Consider the following 20,788-nt stretch of genomic DNA (forward strand, 5'->3'; position numbering starts at 1 on the left):
TCCTATTCCCCCCTCTGGCGCGCGGCCCGGTCGCCCTGACGCTCCCGGCCCTCGTCGCGTGCCTGCTGGAAGGCTTCGGAGATGGTCTCCGCGGCGCCGGAGAGGGCGCCTTTGGTCTTGCCTTGGGCGCCGGACTCGGTGAGCTGCCCGGTGAGCTCGGTCAGCCCGGCCGGCTTGCGGGGCCCCGCTTCGAGGTCGAGGCGGTTGCACGCCTCGGCGAAGCGAAGGTAGGTGTCGACGCTGGCGACTACGATCCGTATGTCGATCTTGAGTATCTCGATGCCGACGAGCGAGACCCGCACGAACGCGTCGATCACCAGCCCACGGTCGAGAATGAGTTCCAAAACGTCGTAGAGGCCGCTGGAACCGCCCCCGCCGCCTTGTTGTGTCGCCACAGTCATCGCGACCAACCCCTTGTCATCTGTCTTGCGGCCTCCCGTCGGCAAAGACCGCCGACAGCAGTGCGTCGAGCTCGCTGTCCCTCGCTGCGACGCAGGCTTTGGGACTCGAGTAGCCTCCCTATCTCCGACCAAACACCAGTGCGACATGGATGAAGCATGCCGATATGGCGGAGCCGATGGGCGGACGCACGACAAGCACTGTGACGTTATGTACAAATGCATCCACTCTGAGTGACTGCATGGGCTGGGCTACCAGTTGCTGAGTGCCTCTTGGAGGGTCTCGCGACAGTCGAAGGATGTCGATGCAAGTCTGCCGGCGCTCGGGCCAGTCGTCGGCAAGTCCAGCCATGGCGTGAACGCCAGCGAGGCGGCAGGCTGCTTCACCGTGGCCGAGGAGTCGAGCTGCGGTGTCGAAGCGTTCGTTGAGTAGCCGGGTCCTTTCGTGCCCCAAGGTTTCCTTCGTGTTGGCGCGGAGCGCTTTCGTGGAACGCCACGAGGCGGCGAAGACTCCTGTGCCACCGAGAAGGGGCCTACGACGAGATTCGCCCAGGTTGGACTACCCGGTGGTGAGCCGGAGGATCTTGCTGATCTGCAGGCCGAGGAGGAGGACGAGGCTCCCGACCACTCGCGCGGCAAGCGGGGTGGTCTCGTCTTGTACGCATCGTCGGAGCTGCTGCAGGCGCTCGTCATCCTCGATGAGGACGCTGGGCTGTTCCACCGGGCTTTACTGGCGCAGAGCACTGTTCAGCAGCTGCCGTATTCCTGAGCAGGAAGGTCCGTCAGCCAGCCCCGTCCAAGTAGTCCTGAGCCGTGGAAACACACTCGTCGAGACCGAGCCCGTGCGGGATGCTGCACGCGTGATTGAGCGAGAGGCCGCCGTTCAGACTGTCGAAGATCAGCTGGAGCGCGACTATCAGCAGTGGCGGTCTGTGAGTGTGAACGCGATGCGGATGGCCGTGGTCCGTGTCGAGGAGCACGAGCTGGTGTGGATCGTCTCCTGGCAGTCCGATGAATTCGTCCGCACTCGGAACGGGAAGTTCATGCTTGTCGGCAATGGGCCGTACCTGGTCGACCGTGTCGACGGGGGACTGCACCAGATCGGCGTCGTATCTGCCAAGACCGGAGAGTGGGAGGCCGACTACCGAGCCCGGATACGTGGGCTGCCGGTGCGCACCGCATTGGACGATCTACACGATGCGATACGTGCGGTCGCCGCTGCCCGCGGACGCATGCACGCCGTGCGGACCCTGCGCCAGAAGCTGCCGGTGCTGTCGCCTGCGGAGGCTATCGAGTACGTGAGCGCTTTGCTGGAAAGTGATGCCCCAGCGCGCCTGGTGGCCTTGGCCACCAAGGAACTCGTGGAGCCTCGCAACCCGGTACTCGCTGTGAAAACCATTCGGCCCGGTGCGCCCTACCAGACCGACTGATTGTGGGCCGCCAGCCCCCGTTCCGGGGTGCGTCAGCTGTCGCTTCGTGGACGGGGCGCGGTGCGGTGCCGGTTCAGGCGGGGTGGCTGAGGGCTGTGTGCATGCGGTGCGAGCCGGGCACGATCAGGGCCGGGGTGCTGTGCCCCGGGCGCGGGTGCCGCGGCTGCTGGTCCAGGGCGCCGTGCAGGTGGGTGCCGGCGCCGATGAGCGACCCGCTGATGCCGGATGTTGTTGCAGTCGGCTTTCCACGACGGGGGGCTCCTCCTCGCTCGGGGTGGTGCGTGCGGCAGGGCGACCCGTCCGGTCATCGCCGGACCCGTGCGGGCGGCCGTTCCACCAACGGTCTCCGGCCGGGAGGTCGGCCGGGGTGAGCGGGTGCTGGTGCGGTGCGGTGCGTTGCCGTTGGCTGCGCGGCTCTTGCGCGGACCGCGTCTGCGAACTGTGCCTCAAGTCCGCGCGACCCTCGGCTGGGGTCCCGGCAGGAGATCGGTACCGTGGGGGGCTTATGCGGGGACGGCTGTGGGGCGCGGCGCTGGTGGTTCTTGCCGGGCCGAGTGCACTGCTGGCGATCGACGAGGATGTGCCCGGTGCCGTGTACGAGGCGGAACATCTCGGAGACGTGGGCCATGTCGCCCGGCCGGGCGCAGTCTAGGAGCGCGCGGAATTTCGGGCGCGAGGTGGAGGCGGCTTCCGGCCCAGGGCGTGTGATGTGCCCCTGGCTCGCTGAGTCGAGGGTCGGTTGTCGGCGCCGCTGGCGATGGTCCGGCTTCGCGGGCCGCAATCTGCCCTCGCTCCGCACGGCAGAGGTTGTTCTTGAATGGACGCTCATATATGTTTGCCTCATGCCCAGACCTCGAGAGTTCGAGCCCGACACGGTCCTGAACGTGGCCATGCTGCGGTTCTGGGAGCGCGGGTACCGGGCGACGTCCATCGAGGATCTGGTGAAGGCGACCGGGGTGAAGCCCGGCAGCCTCTACAGCGCCTTCCCCGGCGGTAAGCATGCACTGTTCCTGAAGTCGTTGGAGCGTTACTCCAGGCTGGTCGTCCCCGAGAAGCTGGGCGAGTTGGAGGCGTCGAGCGCGTCGCTGGACGAGATCCGCGGCTACTTCGACGGGCTGGTGCGCGACCTGCTCAGCCCGGAGGGCCGGCAGGGCTGTCTGCTCGTCAACACGGCGATCGAGAAGGCTGCCGAGGACGACGAGGCGGCTGCCGTCGTGCGCGGTCATTTGGCCCGGCTCGAACGGTGCATGAACCACGCCCTGGAGAACGCGACGCGCAGGGGCCAGGTGCGCGCCTCGCTGGACTGCACTGGCAGTGCCAAGCTGCTCGTCGCGACATGCCAGGGGCTGATGGTGGTCGGAAAGGCGAATCCCGACGAGGCGCTTCTGGGGGCGATCGTCGACAACGCCTTCGCCGCTCTCGGCTGACGGCCGGCCAAACGGGCCACCGTACGGGTGGCCCTCTTTTTTCGCCCCAATAGTTGAATGCACGCTCAAGAATGGAGTCACGACATGAAGGCCATCGTCATTTCCGTCCACGGCGGCCCCGAGGTGCTCACCCTCACCGAACTGCCCGACCCGGTGCCCACCGACGGCGAAGTGCTGATCCGGGTCAAGGCGTTCGGCCTCAACCACGCCGAGGCGTACATGCGTGGCGGAGCCTGGGGAGAGGTGGCGGCTGTCCCCGGCATCGAGTGCGCCGGGGTGGTCGAGGCCGACCCGTCCGGCGAACTCCCCGTCGGGACCCGGGTGGTGGCGATCCTCGGCGGCATGGGCCGGACCCGCAACGGCAGCTACGCGGAACTGGTGACCGTGCCGGCGTCCAACGTGGTGGCTGTGCACTCGTCGCTGGACTGGGCCGACCTGGCCGCGGTTCCCGAGGTGTACGCGACGGCGTGGAGCGGCGTGTTCGGCAATCTGGACCTGCGGCCGGGCGAGACGATCGTGGTGCGGGGAGCGACCTCCTCGCTCGGCCAGGCCGCTGTCAACCTCGCGGTCGACCACGGCGCGATCGTGCTCGCCACGACCCGGAACCCGGCGCACGTACCGCTGTTGAAGGAGCTCGGGGCCACCGACGTGCTCATTGACGACGGCGCCCTCGCCGCCCAGGTCAGGGAGCGAGAGATCAGCGTCGACGCGGTGTTCGACGTCGTCGGCAACAGCGTCCTGCGCGACTCGCTGGCCCTGGTCCGGCCCCGTGGCCGGGTGTGCCAGCTTGGCTTCCTGGGCGGCTTCGGCCCGGTGCGGGACTTCGACCCGATCGCCGATCTCCCCAGCGGGGTCCAGCTCAGCTTCTTCGGCAGCGCCTTCGTCCTGGGCACCCCCGCATTCCCGCTCACCGACGTGCCGTTGGACGAGATCTACGCCAAAGTCGAAGCCGGTGCCCTCAGGGCCCGTCCCACCCGGGTCTTCCGGCTCGATGAGATCGTTGAAGCCCACCGGGTCATGGAGGCCGGAGAAGCCCTCGGCAAGATGGTTGTCACTCTCGGCTGAACCCTCAGCCCTCCCTCGGCCGCCAAGGGTGCCTGCCGCGGCCCCATTACTGTGACAGCACGGGTCAGAGTGACGGAGGCGGTTCCGTGCGGATCGCGGGGTAGATCCGGGTGTCCACTGGCGGACAGCCCGACGGTTTCGGGCTGGAGGACGAGGAGCGCTTCGTGCGCCGCCGGACCCGCGAGTACGGCCATCGCCTGACGAAGCTGTTCGTGGAGAAGGCCCGGTCCGGCACCATCGCCGGGGACGAGCGGCCCGAGCCGGCCGGCGCCTTGCTGTGGGTCGAGGATAGGAAGGTGCACGGGATTGTGGCGCCCAGCCTCGACCGCCTGGCCCGCGAGTTGGTCGTGCGGGAGGCAGCGCCGGCCCAGTGCTGGAAGCGCGGCGGCCGCGCATGGTCGATGTGCGGCAGGGCTCGCGATGCTGTCGACCGGGGCCTGAGGCCCGGCTACCGGGGTGGGCGGGTGGTGGGCGAGCTGGCCGGAGACGTCTTTCCGGGGATGTTCTTGGAGTGGGTGCCCCGCCGCACAGGAGGGTCGGCGCCAGGAGTATCGGGAGGACGGCGTCGGCGCCTCGCCCTGCCGCCGCTGCAGCCGGGCGGCTGATCCGGCGGTGATGCGGCCCGGATGAACCGCTGGCGGAAGCGGGAGGCCGACCGCGTTCTTGGTCGCGCGATCCGCGAGGTCGGCGGCGACGCCCACCGGCTCGTCGTCGTCCACGTCGTGCCAGTCGGCCTCCGTGCGGCCTCAAGCCACCCCGTCCAGCATGGCTGCCGCCATCGCCCGTGCCTCCGCTGCCGGGGCCGTGGTGCGTTCGCGCAGTGCGGTGACGATCGCCCCGTCCATCAGCAGGACGAAGCGTCGCGCGCATGCATGGGCATTTTCATGGCCTGCGTCGCCGAGAAGGCCTGCGACATAGGACGTGACGCGCTCCTTGTGCTCGGCGGCGACCCGGTAGGCGGAGCTGCCCGTGTCTGCGGTCTCGGCCATGGTGTTGATGAAGGCACAGCCGCGGAAGTCGGCGGTTGCGAAACGCTCGGCCAGTGCGTCGAAGACGTTCAGGGGCTGCCCGCCGAGCGCGTCCACTCTCTCGGCGAGCCAGGTGCGCCAGGCCCGGTCGCGTCGCTGCAGCACCGCCACCACCAGGTCGTCCTTGCCGGCGAAGTGCCGGTAGAAGGAGGCCCGGCCGACTCCGGACTCGGCCAGGATGCGCTCCACGCCGACGGCCCGGATGCCCTCGGCGTAGAAGAGTTCCTCGGCGGCGTTGAGGAGGCGTTCGCGTGCTCGGGTGGCCATGGGCCCAGCGTATCCCGATCTTGACGAAGACGGAACCGATCAGTACCGTCTGGCTCAGCCAAGACGGAACCGATCGGTACCATCTGGGAGGTCGTAGTGCCACGTATGCCTCAGCTCACCGCAGACCCTTCGGGTCTGCTCGATGAAACCCACCGCCAGCTCGGCCGCGTACCCAACCTCTATGCCGCGCTCGCCAACGGCCCGGCCGCCCTCGGCGGCTACCTGGCCCTGCGCGACCACCTCACCCGGGGCGTCCTGCGCACCCGACTGAGGGAGCAGCTTGCGCTGCTGGTCGCGCAACAGAACCACTGCACGTACTGCGTCAGTGCCCACACCCTGCGCGGCCGGAAGCTGGGCCTGACCGGCGAGCAGCTGGCCCGCACCCGCGAGGCGGCGGACGACACCGACCCGCATGCCGACGCGATCCTGCACCTGGCCCGCGAGATCATGCGCACGGGCGGACGGGTCGAGGACAAGGTCCTGGCCGACGCCCGCGAGGCCGGGGTGACCGACGCCGAACTGGCCGAGATCGTCGCCCACATTGCGCTGAACACCCTGTCGAACTACTTCAACCACCTTGCCCAGCCCGACCTGGACTTCCCGGAGGTGGCCGCGTGAACCGCGACTGGCGCAAGGGCTCGATCGAGCTCGTGTCCGGTTACACCCTCATGGACGCCGAGAGCCGTCCCGTCGGCCGCGCCGACGGTATCGACTTCGCGATCGAGGGCGGATTCGTCCATGTCCGGCTCCCCGGCGTGCCCGGCAGCCAACTGGTGTCGGCCCCGGCCGTGCGCCTGATCACCAGCGAATCCTGACCAGCGCCTCCCCTGGGGCGCCACACCGCCCGGACCTCGCTGCCCGCATGGAGTCCGAGGTGAATAAGCGGTGGCAGCCGCAGATCCGGTGCGAGGCCCGCCAGAAGGCGGCGACCCTGGCGGCATGGTCATCGACACCCGCGCCCGGATCGGCTGCACCGCCCCGATCGGCACCACCGATGATGCCCGCCTCCGGCACCTGACCGTCGCCCTGCCACCCCGCTACGCCGCCCGCCCATTCGAGACCCCGTAGCAGGGCGCCACCGACCAGCAGGTCCAGCAGATCACCGCCGAAGCACTCAACGACGTGTATTTCCAGGACAGCGGTCGCAGGCGCTGGATGACCCGGCAGACGGTGGCAGGTGAGCAGCCGAAGAGCGGGGCGAGCTGCCGGATGGTGAGGTTCGTGCGGTAGTACACGGCGACCAGCAGCACCCGCTCGGCCGGCGGAGGACACCACGGCCGGCCGCCACCAGGACCGTTGCCGCCTCGTTCCCGCGCCGCCCGAAGCAGCTTCTCAAACCGCCCCATCCGCAACCCGGTGAACGTCTCCACCCACACCGGCTCAGCCCTCAACACCCCACCCATACAGGCAAAAAGCCCGCCACCAGGCCTTCTGCAACACCCTTTAGTGCGTCGGCCTGCTGTCGCTCCTTGGCGGTGCGGGGAGGCATTATGAACTCGGGCGAGGCGCCCGATGCCGGAATCACGGGTTCACGCGGCGGCTGTCACTGTGTGTCCCTACAGTGGGGCAGTGGGTGACGGCGCGTCTGTGGTTCGGCGGCCGCACCCCGAGGACCTCGGGTGGGCACGGGGGAGGGGGTCCTCACTCGGAGCGTGTGATGTCGGTTGGGGGGCCGGTGAACTACTCGGTGCGGATCAGGCACGATTGGCAGTGCCGCAGGTGCGGCGAAGACGTCCAGGACGACACGTACATGGTCGTCGACGCCCTGGCGCGGCCGGACTTGGTGCAGGGAGTGATCAAGGGCAAGGTGCCGTCGGTCACCTGTCCGTCCTGTGGCGCGAGGAAGGCCCGGTTCTTCCCGCTGCTGGTGTACCGCGGCGAGGCGACTGGGCAGTTGGTCTACTTCTATCCACCCCACACCCCGCCCGAGCAGGACGAGGCCAACAAGAAGCTCTACGTGGAGGCGCTGCTCGACAGGCTGGGGCCGGTGAGTGCGGAGGAGGCGGAGAACTCCGGCGTCCTGACCGTGCCGTTCGACGCGGCACGGGGAGTGCTGGCGCCGACTGCCCGCGGCGCCTCGGCGGGTGGAGGGCCGCGCATGTGCAGGGTCAAGCCCCGGCGCTCGGCACCACCGCCTGAAGTTCTGCGGATCGGCGCCGAATTGGTGGCGTCCGGGCGTGCCGGGCTCGGCCGGTCCCTGAGCGACAGGCCGCTCGCGCAGGAGCTGGCGCGTCTGGCGGAGCGGGCGCTGGAGCTGTTGGGCGACCGTGACCAGCCCGAGTTGCGGGGCGACCTGGAGATGACGCTGGGCATGATGCTGAGCAGTGCGAACCGCGGGCAGGACGTCATCGGCCTGGAACGGGCCATCGGCCTGCTGCTGCGCAGAGCGCGCAGCATTTCGCGGGAGGAGGACCCGCAGGGCTGGGCCATAGCGCGATACGAACTGGCACGCGCCTATGGCCAGCGCTACACGGGTGATGTCCACGCCAACCAGGAGCTGGCCATCCGGCACCTGCGGGCGGCTCTGGAAGAGACGGAGCCGGAGCGCAATACCGGGACCTGGGCACGTGTCCGCAGCGAGCTGGCGAAGGTGCTGATCGATCAGGGCACTCAGTCCGCACCCGGACAGATCGAAGAGGCCATCGGCCTGCTGGAACCGGTCGTCGCCCGGCTCGACCCCGCCCGGGACAAGGAGCTCTGGTGCGACGCCCAGAGTTTCCTCGCCGGCGCGTACAACGTACGGCTACAAGGCGACCCGGCCGTCAACAGGGAGCATGTGGTGCGGCTGTACGAGCAGCTGGACGCCGTCGAATCGGAAGAGACCGACCCCGAACAGTGGGCCAACACGCAGGCCCGGCTGGCGGTCTCACTCTCCAAGAGAATGCGCGGGGACAGCCGGGAGAACAGCCTTCGCGCACGCGAGCACCTGCTGCGGGCGCTCGCCGTCTACGAGCGGGTCGGCGACCGCGGCGAGGCCTCCAGCACCTACGACAAGCTGGCCGTCGTCGCAGGCGACCTCGGCGAGTACGACGAGGAGATCCGGTGCCACGAGGCCGCCCTCGTGAACCGCCACAGGGACACCGCTCCCCACCTGTGGGCACGCAGCATGTCCAAGCTCGGCTGGGCTCTGCTCGAGCAGGCCGAGAGAGACGAGACGGAAAATGTTGCCGCCAGGGCACGGCGGGGTCTGGGGCACATCGAAGACGCCGTCGCCGCCTACGAGGGTCTCCCGACCGGGTTCGAAGTCGGCTTTCAGCTCATCTCCCTGGCACGGGCGTGCCGGCTCTGTCGCAAGCTGGACCCCTCGCGGGAGGACGAACTTCGTGAGCGGGAGCTGTCCGTTCTGCGGGAAGCGATGGACCGTGCCTACGGGCACAGCGACCTGCTGCACACCGCGGCAGAACAGCTCGGCGACGCCCTCGCGGAACGGACCGAATGGTCCGCGGCGGCCGATGCGTACCAGCAGGCCGTAGAGGCGGACGAACAGCGGTTCCGCGCCTGCCTGGTGAGTTCCTCGCGGGAGCTGCAGCTGAACTCGGCCGGGGATCTGCATCAGCGAGCCGCCTACGCACTCGCTCGCGCTGGCAGGTTGGACGAGGCGCTGCTCTGCCTGGAGCGCGGCAGAACACGCAACTTCAGTCTGGCCCTGTCACCGGATCACGACCAGCTTCACCGGCTGGCGCAGACGGACCCGGAGACCCACACCGCCTATGTGCGAGCCGCCGCAACCGTACAGACCCTGGAGGCCCGTAACCGTGAGCTGAGCCGCCAGGGAGCCCCGCGGGACGGCGGGCGGGAGTTGGAGGCGGCCGAGTACGAGCTGGGCGGAGATCTCGACGAAGCCAGGGCGGAGCTGGCCGCCGCCCTGGCCCGGGTCAGGGCGCTGCCGGGTATGGACTCCTTCCTGCGGGAGACGACGCGGGCCGACATCCTGGGGGCCGCACTACCGGGAGAGCCGCTCTGCTACATCGCCGCGACGAAGAACGGGAGCCTGTCCCTGATCGTCCGGCACGAGAGCGATCCCGGGCCCCGCGTCGAAGCCGTGGAGTCCACGCTGACCGCCGCGGACGCCCGGGCGCTGGCCGACGCCTTCGCCGCAACCGTAGCCGAGAAGGGAGGGGAGCTGCGGGAGCTGCTCCCGCGGCTCGGGGAGGAGTTGATCGGACCCGTCGCCGTGGCGCTCGGCACGGCGACCGGTGTGGTCGTGATCGCCTGTGGCCCTACCGCCCATCTGCCCCTGCACGCCGCGCACCTTCCTTCGACGGGCGAGCCGCTGCTTGCGACCTGTGCGGTCGCGTACGCACCGTCGGTGCGGCTGCTCCTCGCGGCAAGACACCGGGCCGCGGCACCGCTGTCGGAACCCCTTCTCGTGACGGCGTCCACCCCGGGCCAGGACGGAGGACTGCTCGCCGCGCAGGAGGTGGAGACGCTGCGGCGGCTGTTCGCCGCGGTGGGGGAGAGCCGGGACGTCACCGGCGATCCGCCCGGGGCGGAGGACGGATGCACAAAAGGGGACCTGGTCGACGCGCTGTCCGGCGGCAGCCACGTCCACCTGGCATGCCACGGGGCCTACGACCCGACCGATCCGCTCGCCTCCAGGCTCGACCTCGGCGGCGAGCGCATCACCCTGGCCGACCTGCTGAACTCACGTCCCCGGCCGCTGGAACGGGCTCGGCTGGTGACCCTGTCGGCCTGTGACACCGGGCTCGTCGACCCCCGCCTGCCGGACGAGGCGATCGGACTGCCGACCGGCATCCTGCTGGCCGGCGGAGCGGGCGTCGTCTGCTCGCGCTGGAGGACGAACGACACCGCGGCCGTGCTGTTGATGATCGCGTTCTACCGGCGGCTGCTCGGCCACGGCGTCGAGCCGCCCCCGAACGGCACACCGCCCGGCGTTGCCGAATCGCCCGCACAGGCGCTGCGGTGGGCCCAGTTGTGGCTGCGCTCGGCCACCGTGCCCGAACTGCTGGGCCTGGACTGGCTCCCGGCCGAGATCCGCCGGCGGCTGACGTCCCGCCGTGTGCCGGCGCGTCCCTTCCGGCACCCCTTCCTGTGGGCACCCTTCAGCATGGTGGGGGCATGATGACCGAGGTGCCGGACCCAACCGCCGCCGACTTCCTGCACATGCCCGCCTACGAACGGGTCGCACGCTTCGCGCTCGTCGACACCCCGGCTCTCCGGCGCACGCTCTCGGACAGGGATGTGGCCTCCATTCTGGGCTCGCTCTGCCTGGCTTACGCCATGGAGGAGCGCTACGACGAGGCCTTCGCCGCAGGGCTGCGGGCACAGCGGATCGCCAGGGGCCGGGCGACGGACGACCCGGCGCTGCTCGGCCACGTCCTGCTCAACCTCGGGGTCGCCCATAGCCAGGCAGGTGACCTCGAAAAGGGCCTCGCCGCGTATCTCGAGAGCTGGACGCACGCACGCCGTGGCGGCGACGAGGGGACGCTGTTCAAGGCCGGTGCGAACGCCTTGCTGGCGCTGGAGGCCGGGCGGCGGACCGGGGAGGCCGAGTTCGCCTTCCTCCAGGAGTGCCGTGCCGTCTTCGAGGCGGCGGACCGGCAGCCGGAAAGCGCGCGGGCCTCCCGGTTGCTCGGGGAGGCGCTCCTCGACCGTGGACAGGTGGCGGACGCGATCGCCGTCCTGGACCGGGTCCTGGTGCTGACCGAGTCGCTCGGGGGCGCCCGGTCGATGCGGCGGGAGACGACCCTGCTCCTGCGCGAGGCGGACCGGCGCATCGGCGACCCCGCGGGCGCGCCGCCGCTCGGCCCCGGCGCCCTGCGCGAGGTGGGCGCTCTGGTCGACGACGGTGTGGAGAGCGCGTTGCGGGGCATCGTGCCGCGCACGAGGACGTGCTTCTCCCGTGCCCTGGCCCTGCTGGAGCGGCGCGCCCGGCCACGGGAACGCCTGCTGGCGGCATTCCTGCTGCTCGTAGGAGCACAGCTCGCCTTCCACGAGGACGACGAGCCGGCGACGATCGAGCTGATGAAGCGGGCCGGGCAGGAAGTGGAGCTGATCAAGCCGTCCCTGGCCGAGTGGGTGAAGACCCACGCCTTTCATCTGGACCTCGGCGCACTGAGCACGCTGGCCCGGAACGCGGCCGTCAGCGCGCGCGAGCGGGGGAGCGGAGCATGACACCAAGTACCATCCAGCAGCTCGCGATCCTGGTGCTGCTGATTCTGCCCGGCACCTCCTACCTCTACGCGAGGGAGCGGCTCCTCGGGATCCGCGAGGCCGAGCAGGAGGTGAACAACCGCTTTCTGCGCGCCCTCGCCGTCGGAGTCCTGCTCGACGCCGCATATCTGATCACCGCCGGTCCCCACCTGATACGTCTACTCCAGGGCGGGGGGAAGCAGCCTCTGACCGGTGTCGCCGAGCAGCCGCGGGCGGCCGGGCTGTGGCTGCTGCTTCTCGTCGTCATCGTGCCGACACTGGTGGCGTGGGCGGAGGCGTACTGGATCCGGCGTCGGCGCGCCGCCGTGCACGAGGGGACCCCCACCGCGTGGGACGCTCTCTTCCAGGACCGCGGGGCGTGTTTCGTCCGGGTCCGGCTGAAGAACGGCGGTTGGGCCGGCGGCTGGTACGGAACGCGCTCGCGTGCCTCCGCCTATCCGCAGCCCGGTGACCTCTATCTGGAGTCCCAGTACCGGATGGAGCCGGACGGCGCCTTCGGACCACGGATGAGCGGCACGGCCGGGTTGTACGTCCGGGCCGCCGACGTCGACCTCCTGGAATTCCACGAACCGCGCCGCGACACCCGAGGAGACGCCGATGACGCAGTCTGACGCCGCCGACTACGAGGAACTCGACGACGACTTCGCGAGCTGGGCGGGCCCGCCGCGGGGCACACACCATCCCAAGAAGGAGGACGTGCCCGAGGACCAGGTCCTGCCTCCGGAGGGACCGGCGGGTGTCTCCACCACCGTGGAACGGGACGGCGACACGTCGCCGCAGTGATGTGACCGCGTTTCGCGGTCTTGGCCCAGTCCGAGCAGCCCGGGTCCGCAGCGTGGGCCGAGCCGGCCCCCGTGGCGAGAAGACCGGCGTCCGCGAGGCCGAGGGCTGCCAGGCTGGCGGAGATGCGTCGGCTCACCCGCTGACCTGCGCAGGGGTCGCGCTCCTCGACGCCATGACGGCGGTCGTAGACGGTGCCTGCGACATGGGCGCCGTCCGCTCACCGGCCAACCTTGTGGCACTCGGAGAGTCGGTGTTCAACCCAGCCCACCACATGTGCGACGTGGTCTTCTGGAGTACTGACGCGGTCCACGTTTCGCGTCCCCACGCAGCACCGCATCCGAGCCCGTCCCCGCAGGCCACGACCTCGTCTCCGGGCCACGGACGAATCACGGAGACGAGCCAGCGGGCAGTCAACCGGACGACCTGGCGGGCCGCCCGTGCACCGCTGGACGATCACGGAGGAGCGGCCTTCCGTACCCCGACCGGTCCAGCTCACCTGCCTGGGCACTGTCGGCGCGGATGCCGTTCCGCCGGACGAGTGACAGACTGAAACTCGAGTCGGCGGTGTGCACCAGAGCGTCTGGGGCCTGCCCTTGCCGTCCATTCCGTCTTGCATCCCAGCAGCGAGCGATCCGTTCGCTGACCAGATGGGCACTGTTCATGACTTCTCAAACGCCGCATTCCCAGGACGAGACCGCTCTTCTCGGCGTCGTCTGGTGGTGGGGCACGGTGAGGAGACGAAAGCCCCGGATGCGAGCTATGACGACCACAACGCGTGGGACCACCTGTCCCCGACCGAACAGCACATCGTGTCCCGACAGACCTTTGCGGAGGGCAGCTGGGGCAGAGTGGCACCCCGACTTCCACTCTCGCGAGGACGAGCCCGTCATACGCCAGCACTGGGCTTCAAGCGGCTTGCTCACACGGACCTCGACTTGATGCTTAAGCAGCACCACATCCGGAAGATCCTTCTGATCGGCATGGCTCCCCGTGGTGCCAAATCCTCGGCATCCAGTTGGTCGGCCGTGCGCAAGGCTGGGCGGCTCAGCAACTCGCTTACGGATCTTACGCATCATCGGCGCGCGCAGGAGCGCGGAACGAACTCAGCAACCGCGAGGCGCGGGGCTGCCATCAGCGCGGAAGAGTAAACGCCGGAGAGCACAACAGGACCACGAGCGCCCAGAAGAAGCGGAGGTGTACCGAGCGAGCGGAGGAGCGTACGGAAACCGTGTTCTGAGGTGGTGACCCCCGTGAATGGGACCGATGGAAGAGCCGGTGGAGCGCGCGGAGGGCTCGCCGGGCAGACGGTCGTGGTGGTGGGAGGCAGTGCGGGCATCGGTCTGGAGACCGCGCGACAGGTGCGCGCGGCCGAGGGCGAGCTGATACTCGTCGCGCGCAACGCCGAACGCCTGAAGCAGGCGGCGGACGAACTGAACCCGCTGAGCACGGCCGCGTTCGACGCCCAGGACACCGACCGCCTGGAGCGCTTTCTCGGAGAGCTGCCCGGGCAGATCGACCACGTGATGGTCACGGCGGGCAGCCCGTCATACACCCCTGTCGCCGAACTCGACCTGACCGAGGCCGGGCATGACTTCGGCGGGCGTATCGCGATGATGCTGGCGGTGGCGCGGGCGGGCCGGGAGAAAGTCAGGGCCGGGGGAACGCTGCTGTTCATCGGCGGCACCGGCGGTCGGCGGCCCGCACCCGGGATGGCTGTGGTGGGCGCCCTCACCGCGGCGCTGCCAGCGCTGACCGCCAACCTGGCACTGGAGGTCGCCCCTGTCCGGGTCAACCTCATCGCTGCCGGGTTCGTGGACACACCGCTGTCGGCCTCCCTCCTCGGAGAGCAACTTGAGCAAAGACGAGCGGAGTTGAGGAAGACGCTCCCCATTGGCCGGGTGGTCGAACCGGCGGATGTCGCCGCTCTCGCACTGCATATCATGGCCAACGGCGCCCTCACTGGCGCCACGTACGACATCGACGGCGGCCAGCAGCTCGTCGCACACTGACCGTCCACTGCGCTCAGCCCAGGCCGCGGTCGGCCGTCGAGCGCCCGGGCTCCCGCAGGCGGCACCGCCTCGTCCGACGCCTATCGTGATCCGCCGCCGACGAAGTGGGCGAGCGTCCACATGCGGCCTCATCGAACGCGCGCCTAAGCTGGAAAGCGATACAGCCCGTTTCGACAGGGCGTCAGGACACTGCCGGGCCGGGCGTGAGACGAGGCGCACGCAACGCGTTCGAGTGCCGTGGGATGCGTTCTGCAAGCCCGGCGCCACCGCGGATCCGGTCGTCGCCGCTACCCCCTCCGAGACGGGAGGCGCAAGCCATGGACATGAAACTCGAGGTCGTCGTGGTACCGGTGTCCGACGTCGACCGGGCCAAGGACTTCTATTCAGCGCTGGGCTGGAGGCTCGACGCGGACATTGCCCCTGACGGTGACTTCCGGGTGGTGCAGGTGACCCCTCCGGGTTCCCCGGCCTCTGTCATCTTCGGCAGCTCGGTCACCGATCAGACCCCGGGCTCGGCTCGTGGCCTGCACCTGGTCGTCGACGACATCGAGGCCGCCCATGACGAGCTGATACGGCGCGGCGCCGAGCCGAGCGATGTGTTTCACGACGCCGGCGGCGTCTTCCACCACGCCGGCGCTGACGCCCGGGTACCCGGTCCTGATACACAGCACGGCAGTTATGGCTCCTTCCTGTCGTTCAGTGACCCGGACGGCAACGGCTGGCTCCTGCAGGAGGTCACCACACGGCTTCCGGGACGGCTGGATCCCACGACCACGTCGTTCACCTCGGCCGAGGACCTGGCGGGCGCCCTGCGGCGGGCCGCGGCGGCGCACGGTGCACACGAGGCTCGCATCGGTGCGGAGGACCCGGACTGGCCGGACTGGTACGCGCGATACATGGTGAGCGAGCAGGCCGGGACGGAACCGCCCTCGTGAGCGGCCGGATGCGCGGTCCACGGCCGTAACAGGACGCCGAACCGCTCTGGGGCTGATGGAGGCTCGATTCCCTAAGAGGATCGAGCCACAGCACGTCCGTCCCCCTACCCTGCTGAGCTTCACGAGCGTGCGGTACGTATGGTCGCAGAGATCTGCCCGAACTACCCGACCGATCGGGCCGTGATGAGGGCGGTTGCATCCAAGCCGGGGATCGGTGCGGCGGAGACGGTGCGGACCTGGGCCCGGAAGACTGAGGTGGCCGCTGGCCAGCGGCCCGGAGAAACATGGCAAGAAGCCGCGGGGATCGAGCGGCTGCGCGCCCGAGGCCGCCGAACTGCGACGGGCAGACGAGATCCGCAAGGCGGCCTCGGCTTTTTTCGCGTCAAGCCCAGGTCTCCGCCTCGGAGTGGCCTGATAGGAGCGTGCCGCGCGACCCGATTGAGGCGTGCCCCCATGGTGGAGACATCGGTAGGTCTCCACGGCCCGGGGGAGGATCCCTTGCACATTGTCGGCATCGACGGTCACATGAAGACGCACAGCCGCCTCTCTCCGCACCTGCTCCAACCGCTTTCGGGACGACATCACGGAACCCGTCAGCCACCATTGGTACGCGACAACCGACGCCCACCTCGCTGATTGCCGCGCCCGTCTGGCGTTCGACCTCCCTCTCCAACACCTGGAAAACCGTGCTGATCTGGGTCCTCGTGGACGGCCCGCGGCGCCCCGGCGAACTGTGCGAGCTCATCGGCGGCATCAGCCCCAGAGTCCGGACTGAGGCACTGCGATGGCTGGACTTCAACGGGCTGGTGGCACGGAATTCCTATGCCGAAGCGCCGCCCCGTGCCGAGTACGAACTCAGCGCTCTGGGGCGGACGTTGCTCGGCCCGGTCGACCCATTCGGCGCGTGGGTCTTCGAGCACTGCGATGAGGTCATGGCCGCCCAGGAACGAAAAGGCGGGTGAGCCACCAGCCCGTTGCGCAGCCAAAGGACGAGCCGAGACACGAGTACCCGCCGGGCCGACCGCGTCAGGGCCCTTCTTCGGCTACAGCCATCCCCACAGCGGACGACACTCACGCTGCCGGGTGTGGACTCCTCCATCCAGGAACCCGGAAACGCCCGCCAGTGTGTCCAGGGACCCGGCCACGCCCGCCGCGGAGCCCGCAAAAATCCCCGTCCGACCGCACGACCGTCATGCCCCGCTCCGCGTTATCACCGAGGACGAGTTGAGCCCCGTCTCACCCGCCAGCTTGCTGCCAGGGGAACGGAGCAAGATCCGGTTCGACCCAGCCGGTCCTGGCCAGGTCGCCTGCCAGCATCGAGGACCGATAGAAGCGGGCGAGCAGCTTCTTGTCGAGCAACACGGGGTGCTGGTCGGCGAAGGCGTCGAAGTCGGTGGTGCCCGACCGCCCGGCATGGTGGCCCACCAGTTCGACCCAGGCCTGGCTGACGGCGGCGTTGTACGTGTGCGGGGCGCCGGCGTAGCGGGCAGTGCGCTGGATGCCGTCGCTGACCAGGTCCACTGCCGCAGTCGTGCCGTAGCGCCGGACGGCCAGCCAGGTCAGCCGGAGGTGCTGGCGGTGACCGAACCGCTCGGCGGTCGCCATCACTTCTCCCATCAGCTCGGCGAACGGCGAGGACTCCTCGTCCGCGCCGTGGCCGACATGCAGATGCCGCCGCAGACGCCCCGCCGGGACGGTCAGCGCTTTGAACGGCCGGCGGAGATGGACTGCGCACCCGGAGCGGGCCGTGGTCGTGCGCGGTTATGACCCCTCCTTGACCAGCGCCTCCAGAACGGCGTAGAAGCCGGCGACTGCCTCGGCGGGCAGGCCGTCCAGTGCGCGGTTCTCGACACTGCTCAGGGGCTGGGTAATGACGGCGGCCGCCGCACGCCCTGAGTCGGTGCCATCAGGAGGTGCTTGACCTGGAAGAACTCGCGCGTCCCGTGAGTGGCCTCGCCCAGGCCCACGATCCGTATGCCGTCGAGGGTGCTCTTCAGTGGCTGGAGGCCGGTGGTAGGGACGCCTGGCAGCAGGCTGTTCAGCGGTATGGTGTTCTGGGCCAGCCAGGCCGTCCCCTCTTGGGGAGCCGTCCCGCGATCTGTCGCCGACATGGTCTTCGAGGCTAGGTTCTGTCCGGCAGATCATGTGGGCCGTCCCGCTTAGGGGTCATCGTTTCGCTCGTGGGGCGGGGTGATCTAACAGACGATGAGTGGTCGCGGATCGCGCCGTATCTTCCGAAGTCCGGCCGTCGGGGCGGGCGATGGAACGATTGCTGTCACCTGTCTGGTTCCGAGGCCGATGCGGTGTGGAAGTTCGACCGGGCCGAGGACGACGGCGCACTTGTTCGTCATGATCGCGCCTCCGCCGACTTGACGTGCTGCGCTACCAGTGCCGAAAACCCTTCGGGCGCGTCGACCGGAACGATGTGGCCGGCGTTGGGCAGCAGGCTCGCCGTCAAGTTCTCGGTAAACGGAGCGAGTTGACGCGCCGTGCCCTCGCCGACCGCGCCTCCGCCGATCGTGAGAACCGGAAGTGTGAACACGTTCTGTGTCACCCACGAGGAGATCCAGCCCGCGTTCGCGGGCATCGCGCGGTAATGCTCGAAAGCGGCCCGCAAGGACTCCCGCCCACGGTACGCCTCGACGATCCGGGCGGTCAGCGCCTCTGAGAGCCCGCGGCGGCTTCCGCCTTCGAGGAAGAACCGGATGTAGTGGTTTTCCCGTCCCTCCAGCAAGCCCTCGGCGAACCCGCCCGGAGCCGAGTGCAGCCCGAACCACCAGGGCGCGCCGTTCGCCGTAAAGGATTCGGCGCCGGGCAGAGTGCCGATCATCGCCTCACTCAGCGTCAGGCTGGACACCCGGTGCGCGTGGGCCGCGGCCAACGCGAACGCCGGTGCGGTGCCGAGGTCGATACCCACGACGTGCGCCCGGTCGATGTCAAGCGCGTCGAGGACCCCGACCAGGTCCCCGGCGAGCTCGGTCGCCAGGTAGCCGCCAGCTGCTCGGTCGCTGTCGCCCAGACCGCGTAGATCCGGCGCGACGACACGAAGCCCGGCCGCCGTCAGCAGCGGCGCGACTTCGGACCAGATTGCCCGCGTGTGCGGGAAACCGTGCAGCAGCAGGACCGCGGGGCCCTCACCCGCCACCTCGACCGCGAGGCGGACGTCGTTCACCGAGATGTACCGCGCTTGCGCATCCGCCAGGTAGGCAATCAACATCGTTCATCTCATCCAGTTGGTTACCATCAGATACCAGGCGAACATAGGAGACCGGCTGTGGACGTTCAAGGAGGCACTTCCTGGAACCCTGGTCACCCCGGGGTAACCCCTCCCCGCGGCGACCTCTTCGATGCGGCCTGCCCCACCAGGCAGCTGCTCGACCGGGTCGGCACGAAATGGACAACAATGCTCGTCCTGACCCTCGACCAGACCGATGGAGAACTTCGTTTCACCGAACTCAAGCGAGCCATGACCGGGATCTCCCAGAAGATGCTGACGCAGACCCTGAGGTCACTCGAACGGGATGGCCTCGTCACCCGCCGGGTCGAGCCCTCCGTTCCGCCACGGGTGTTCTACGGGCTCACCGTGCGTGGAACGTCGCTGGCACAACCCCTGTCACAGTTGCGAGAGTGGGCAGAGATGCATATGCCACAGGTTCAGCTCGATCAGAACGCATTCGACCGTTCACTCTGAGCGCAGGGCTGGTCCATGGCCGGCCATAACGGCGATGAGCAAGGTCGCTGGGCGTGTCCGGTGGGTCCCGTGACGGGTCTGGCGGTGGATCTGCAAGTGAGAACGAGGTGGGAGAACAAGTTCAGCGCGCGAGCACGCACCCAGCCGCGACGCCGAGCCAGAGCATGGCTCCGAAGAACAGGCCCACGATCGGACATAGGCGGTACTTCCGGGTGAATACCCTTGCGCTTTTCGGCCGTTCGGGCAGGTAGGCGACCGGTACATGGGTTCCGAGGGCCAGCCCCGTCCCCGTCATAGGGGGCCGGAACCTGATGGGTCGGCCCTGCCGGTCGGTGAACTCGATGACGGGCTTTGAGTAGTCGTCCGCCGACGTGTGCTCCTGGTCCACCACCACCCCTTCGGTGTGCAGCCCGTGGCGGTTCACCCGCATCTGCAGCCGTGCCTCCCGGGCGCCGGCCCACAGACTCACCAGGCCCGCCAATACGGCGAGCCCGATACCGATCGTCTCACCCGTCATCCGTCCCCTGCTCTCCCTCGCACAGCGCCCGCCCGGCACGGACCGCGCATCAGGAGGACGCGGCACGCATCCCTATGGTTCACGAAGGTGCGCGACCGGACGGCCCGAGCAGACACGTTCGATGAGCAGGCGCCTGCCGTGAACGGTCAGCCGGGCATTACGGTGGGACACGAAGACCTCCGTGCGGTGTGTTCCTGGACAGCTCCACCACACCGGAGGTCTTCGCCATGATCAAGCCCGGCCAGCGTTGACAAACGCTCGTGATCAATGGGATCTCGAACGCCTCCTGCAAGGGTCCACGCTGTGACCCGCGGCCACCGCGTGATCTTCAGTCTTCACACACCGATGATCATCGGTGGCCGCACCAGTCTGCGTCCCGCCCGACTCCGGGCGCTCTGGCCGGCGACTCCGAGCGTTCAAGTTGGCGTGGAGGACCCGCTCATCTTCTTCGCTCGCGCCTTCGTGCGCCCGACCCTCCTAAGAATCAAGGCACTTCCACGGCGATGGCTGCCTCGACTGCCGCCAGGATCAAGAATCCTCGGGTGATACCCGTGGACAGGGTGATCGCCAAAGCAATGGCAGCACCGACAGAGATCCCCGACGACGGTCGCCGGTCGTCGGTACGGATCACCGTCCAGCACAGCGGAGGGAACGAAAGGGCCGCGATGATGAAGACGGCGGTATACCAACCGTAGCCGTCCGGCCCCCCACGCGCGCTACGTTGGCCGTCGTAATGCCAGCCGCACCCGCCCTCGACAAGCCCGGTCGTCCCCCCAGCCGAGCGCGCCAGCGAAGCACAGCCCGTAGAGGGCTCCCCACCCTTTGCTGTTCATGCCCGGATCCTACGGGGGACATCTTGGCCGACCTTCTCGACAACCTCACTCGGCACCTGAGCACGACAGAGTGTGGGACCGTCAACTCAAGCGTCCGGGACCCAGCAGGCGAAATCACGATCTACGGCTGGAGTACTACTGACCTTGAATGCGTGATGTCGTCATGCTGATTGGCGCCGGAGGCCGGTGCCGGTGAAGCAGCCGTCGAGGACGTCGGGGCGGTACTGGAGC

At 69.0% G+C, this 20,788-nt stretch carries 21 protein-coding genes and 3 pseudogenes; 16 read left to right on the forward strand and 8 right to left on the reverse strand.

The genetic code is table 11. From position 1 onward, the window contains the following. Window positions 1–2: 2 nt before the first annotated feature. Together FB157_RS45550 and FB157_RS47850 are read right to left on the reverse strand one after the other, a co-directional pair. Window positions 3–401: a gas vesicle structural protein GvpA gene (locus tag FB157_RS45550; protein WP_145887510.1), complete on the reverse strand. Its 399-nt coding sequence runs from the start codon at window positions 399–401 to the stop codon at window positions 3–5. 556 nt (window positions 402–957) lie between these two features. Next, complete coding sequence (locus FB157_RS47850; protein WP_186581987.1) at window positions 958–1,119, reverse strand: hypothetical protein; 162 nt, start codon at window positions 1,117–1,119, stop codon at window positions 958–960. A 139-nt stretch (window positions 1,120–1,258) separates the two neighbouring features. On the opposite strand from FB157_RS47850, the gene FB157_RS45560 reads away from it, so the two are divergent. The 5 genes from FB157_RS45560 (at window position 1,259) to FB157_RS45575 (ending at window position 4,925) form a co-directional block, all read left to right on the forward strand. Continuing rightward, window positions 1,259–1,828 carry a YrhB domain-containing protein gene (locus FB157_RS45560; RefSeq protein ID WP_145887514.1) on the forward strand — a complete coding sequence of 190 codons (570 nt, stop codon included), beginning with the start codon at window positions 1,259–1,261 and terminating at the stop codon, window positions 1,826–1,828. A gap of 505 nt (window positions 1,829–2,333) precedes the next feature. Beyond that, complete coding sequence (locus FB157_RS47855; protein WP_186581988.1) at window positions 2,334–2,480, forward strand: hypothetical protein; 147 nt, start codon at window positions 2,334–2,336, stop codon at window positions 2,478–2,480. A gap of 190 nt (window positions 2,481–2,670) precedes the next feature. Next, window positions 2,671–3,255 (forward strand): TetR/AcrR family transcriptional regulator, encoded by a 585-nt coding sequence (locus tag FB157_RS45565; RefSeq protein ID WP_186581989.1) that lies wholly within the window; start codon window positions 2,671–2,673, stop codon window positions 3,253–3,255. 84 nt (window positions 3,256–3,339) lie between these two features. Further along, window positions 3,340–4,320, forward strand: a complete 981-nt coding sequence (locus tag FB157_RS45570) for a zinc-binding dehydrogenase (RefSeq protein WP_145887518.1) — start codon at window positions 3,340–3,342, stop codon at window positions 4,318–4,320. 110 nt (window positions 4,321–4,430) lie between these two features. Then, window positions 4,431–4,925 (forward strand): recombinase family protein, encoded by a 495-nt coding sequence (locus tag FB157_RS45575; protein ID WP_186581990.1) that lies wholly within the window; start codon window positions 4,431–4,433, stop codon window positions 4,923–4,925. A 141-nt stretch (window positions 4,926–5,066) separates the two neighbouring features. On the opposite strand, the gene FB157_RS45580 is transcribed toward FB157_RS45575, so the two are convergent. After that, entirely contained in the window at window positions 5,067–5,615 is a 549-nt protein-coding gene (locus FB157_RS45580; protein ID WP_145887522.1) for a TetR/AcrR family transcriptional regulator, read from the reverse strand. A gap of 105 nt (window positions 5,616–5,720) precedes the next feature. Between FB157_RS45580 and FB157_RS45585 the strand changes: the two genes are divergently transcribed. The 3 genes and pseudogenes from FB157_RS45585 to tpg form a co-directional block, all read left to right on the forward strand. Beyond that, entirely contained in the window at window positions 5,721–6,233 is a 513-nt protein-coding gene (locus FB157_RS45585) for a carboxymuconolactone decarboxylase family protein (RefSeq protein WP_145887523.1), read from the forward strand. Then, window positions 6,230–6,430: a hypothetical protein gene (locus tag FB157_RS45590; protein WP_145887525.1), complete on the forward strand. Its 201-nt coding sequence runs from the start codon at window positions 6,230–6,232 to the stop codon at window positions 6,428–6,430. Before FB157_RS45585 ends, FB157_RS45590 begins: the two co-directional genes overlap by 4 nt. A gap of 26 nt (window positions 6,431–6,456) precedes the next feature. Further along, window positions 6,457–6,845: pseudogene (gene tpg / locus FB157_RS45595) on the forward strand (telomere-protecting terminal protein Tpg); the annotation flags it as partial. Here the strand turns inward: tpg and FB157_RS45600 are convergent. Further along, window positions 6,752–7,018 (reverse strand): annotated as a pseudogene (locus tag FB157_RS45600) (transposase family protein); the annotation flags it as partial. The pseudogenes tpg and FB157_RS45600 overlap by 94 nt on opposite strands. Window positions 7,019–7,272: 254 nt before the next feature. On the opposite strand from FB157_RS45600, the gene FB157_RS45605 reads away from it, so the two are divergent. The 7 genes and pseudogenes from FB157_RS45605 to FB157_RS45640 all read left to right on the forward strand — a co-directional run bounded on the left by FB157_RS45605 (window position 7,273) and on the right by FB157_RS45640 (window position 16,478). Continuing rightward, complete coding sequence (locus FB157_RS45605) at window positions 7,273–10,698, forward strand: CHAT domain-containing protein (protein WP_145887527.1); 3,426 nt, start codon at window positions 7,273–7,275, stop codon at window positions 10,696–10,698. Further along, a complete protein-coding gene (locus FB157_RS45610) occupies window positions 10,695–11,750 on the forward strand; it encodes a tetratricopeptide repeat protein (RefSeq protein ID WP_145887529.1) in 1,056 nt (351 codons plus the stop codon). The genes FB157_RS45605 and FB157_RS45610 overlap by 4 nt, the downstream gene beginning before the upstream one ends. Beyond that, window positions 11,747–12,400, forward strand: coding sequence for a DUF6338 family protein (locus FB157_RS45615; RefSeq protein ID WP_145887531.1), 654 nt, complete (start codon window positions 11,747–11,749; stop codon window positions 12,398–12,400). The genes FB157_RS45610 and FB157_RS45615 overlap by 4 nt, the downstream gene beginning before the upstream one ends. Beyond that, window positions 12,387–12,572, forward strand: a complete 186-nt coding sequence (locus tag FB157_RS45620) for a hypothetical protein (RefSeq protein ID WP_145887533.1) — start codon at window positions 12,387–12,389, stop codon at window positions 12,570–12,572. Before FB157_RS45615 ends, FB157_RS45620 begins: the two co-directional genes overlap by 14 nt. Before the next feature lie 1,250 nt (window positions 12,573–13,822). Continuing rightward, complete coding sequence (locus FB157_RS45630) at window positions 13,823–14,581, forward strand: SDR family oxidoreductase (RefSeq protein ID WP_145887535.1); 759 nt, start codon at window positions 13,823–13,825, stop codon at window positions 14,579–14,581. A 317-nt stretch (window positions 14,582–14,898) separates the two neighbouring features. Beyond that, the gene (locus tag FB157_RS45635; protein WP_145887537.1) at window positions 14,899–15,516 is read left to right on the forward strand and encodes a VOC family protein; all 618 of its coding nucleotides are present in this window, start codon (window positions 14,899–14,901) and stop codon (window positions 15,514–15,516) included. 580 nt (window positions 15,517–16,096) lie between these two features. Next, a pseudogene (locus FB157_RS45640) lies at window positions 16,097–16,478 on the forward strand (winged helix-turn-helix transcriptional regulator). 274 nt (window positions 16,479–16,752) lie between these two features. Here FB157_RS45640 and FB157_RS45645 read toward each other — a convergent pair. The 3 genes from FB157_RS45645 to FB157_RS45660 all read right to left on the reverse strand — a co-directional run bounded on the left by FB157_RS45645 (window position 16,753) and on the right by FB157_RS45660 (window position 18,733). Beyond that, window positions 16,753–17,121: a hypothetical protein gene (locus FB157_RS45645; protein ID WP_222441040.1), complete on the reverse strand. Its 369-nt coding sequence runs from the start codon at window positions 17,119–17,121 to the stop codon at window positions 16,753–16,755. A 251-nt stretch (window positions 17,122–17,372) separates the two neighbouring features. Continuing rightward, a complete protein-coding gene (locus FB157_RS45650) occupies window positions 17,373–17,627 on the reverse strand; it encodes a hypothetical protein (RefSeq protein ID WP_145887541.1) in 255 nt (84 codons plus the stop codon). A 236-nt stretch (window positions 17,628–17,863) separates the two neighbouring features. Beyond that, complete coding sequence (locus FB157_RS45660) at window positions 17,864–18,733, reverse strand: alpha/beta fold hydrolase (RefSeq protein WP_145887543.1); 870 nt, start codon at window positions 18,731–18,733, stop codon at window positions 17,864–17,866. 57 nt (window positions 18,734–18,790) lie between these two features. On the opposite strand from FB157_RS45660, the gene FB157_RS45665 reads away from it, so the two are divergent. Continuing rightward, window positions 18,791–19,207 (forward strand): helix-turn-helix domain-containing protein, encoded by a 417-nt coding sequence (locus tag FB157_RS45665; protein ID WP_145887545.1) that lies wholly within the window; start codon window positions 18,791–18,793, stop codon window positions 19,205–19,207. 121 nt (window positions 19,208–19,328) lie between these two features. Here the strand turns inward: FB157_RS45665 and FB157_RS45670 are convergent, their stop codons facing one another. Continuing rightward, on the reverse strand, window positions 19,329–19,724 hold the full coding sequence (locus tag FB157_RS45670; RefSeq protein ID WP_145887547.1) for a DUF3592 domain-containing protein: 396 nt from the start codon (window positions 19,722–19,724) through the stop codon (window positions 19,329–19,331). Between the last annotated feature and the right edge of the window lie 1,064 nt (window positions 19,725–20,788).

Origin of the sequence: Streptomyces sp. BK340, assembly GCF_007827595.1 — a bacterium.
Taxonomy (GTDB): domain Bacteria; phylum Actinomycetota; class Actinomycetes; order Streptomycetales; family Streptomycetaceae; genus Streptomyces.

What these genes read in the sequence shown, in the direction of transcription:
- FB157_RS45570 (WP_145887518.1), top strand. Translation starts at nt 3,340, where the DNA reads ATGAAGGCCATCGTCATTTCCGTCCACGGCGGCCCCGAGGTGCTCACC.
- FB157_RS47855 (WP_186581988.1), top strand. Translation starts at nt 2,334, where the DNA reads ATGCGGGGACGGCTGTGGGGCGCGGCGCTGGTGGTTCTTGCCGGGCCG.
- FB157_RS45645 (WP_222441040.1), bottom strand. Translation starts at nt 17,121, where the DNA reads ATGGCGACCGCCGAGCGGTTCGGTCACCGCCAGCACCTCCGGCTGACC.
- FB157_RS45635 (WP_145887537.1), top strand. Translation starts at nt 14,899, where the DNA reads ATGGACATGAAACTCGAGGTCGTCGTGGTACCGGTGTCCGACGTCGAC.
- FB157_RS45565 (WP_186581989.1), top strand. Translation starts at nt 2,671, where the DNA reads ATGCCCAGACCTCGAGAGTTCGAGCCCGACACGGTCCTGAACGTGGCC.
- FB157_RS45620 (WP_145887533.1), top strand. Translation starts at nt 12,387, where the DNA reads ATGACGCAGTCTGACGCCGCCGACTACGAGGAACTCGACGACGACTTC.
- FB157_RS45580 (WP_145887522.1), bottom strand. Translation starts at nt 5,615, where the DNA reads ATGGCCACCCGAGCACGCGAACGCCTCCTCAACGCCGCCGAGGAACTC.
- FB157_RS45660 (WP_145887543.1), bottom strand. Translation starts at nt 18,733, where the DNA reads ATGTTGATTGCCTACCTGGCGGATGCGCAAGCGCGGTACATCTCGGTG.
- FB157_RS45610 (WP_145887529.1), top strand. Translation starts at nt 10,695, where the DNA reads ATGATGACCGAGGTGCCGGACCCAACCGCCGCCGACTTCCTGCACATG.
- FB157_RS45650 (WP_145887541.1), bottom strand. Translation starts at nt 17,627, where the DNA reads ATGTCGGCGACAGATCGCGGGACGGCTCCCCAAGAGGGGACGGCCTGG.
- FB157_RS45670 (WP_145887547.1), bottom strand. Translation starts at nt 19,724, where the DNA reads ATGACGGGTGAGACGATCGGTATCGGGCTCGCCGTATTGGCGGGCCTG.
- FB157_RS45585 (WP_145887523.1), top strand. Translation starts at nt 5,721, where the DNA reads ATGCCTCAGCTCACCGCAGACCCTTCGGGTCTGCTCGATGAAACCCAC.
- FB157_RS45550 (WP_145887510.1), bottom strand. Translation starts at nt 401, where the DNA reads ATGACTGTGGCGACACAACAAGGCGGCGGGGGCGGTTCCAGCGGCCTC.
- FB157_RS45615 (WP_145887531.1), top strand. Translation starts at nt 11,747, where the DNA reads ATGACACCAAGTACCATCCAGCAGCTCGCGATCCTGGTGCTGCTGATT.
- FB157_RS45605 (WP_145887527.1), top strand. Translation starts at nt 7,273, where the DNA reads ATGTCGGTTGGGGGGCCGGTGAACTACTCGGTGCGGATCAGGCACGAT.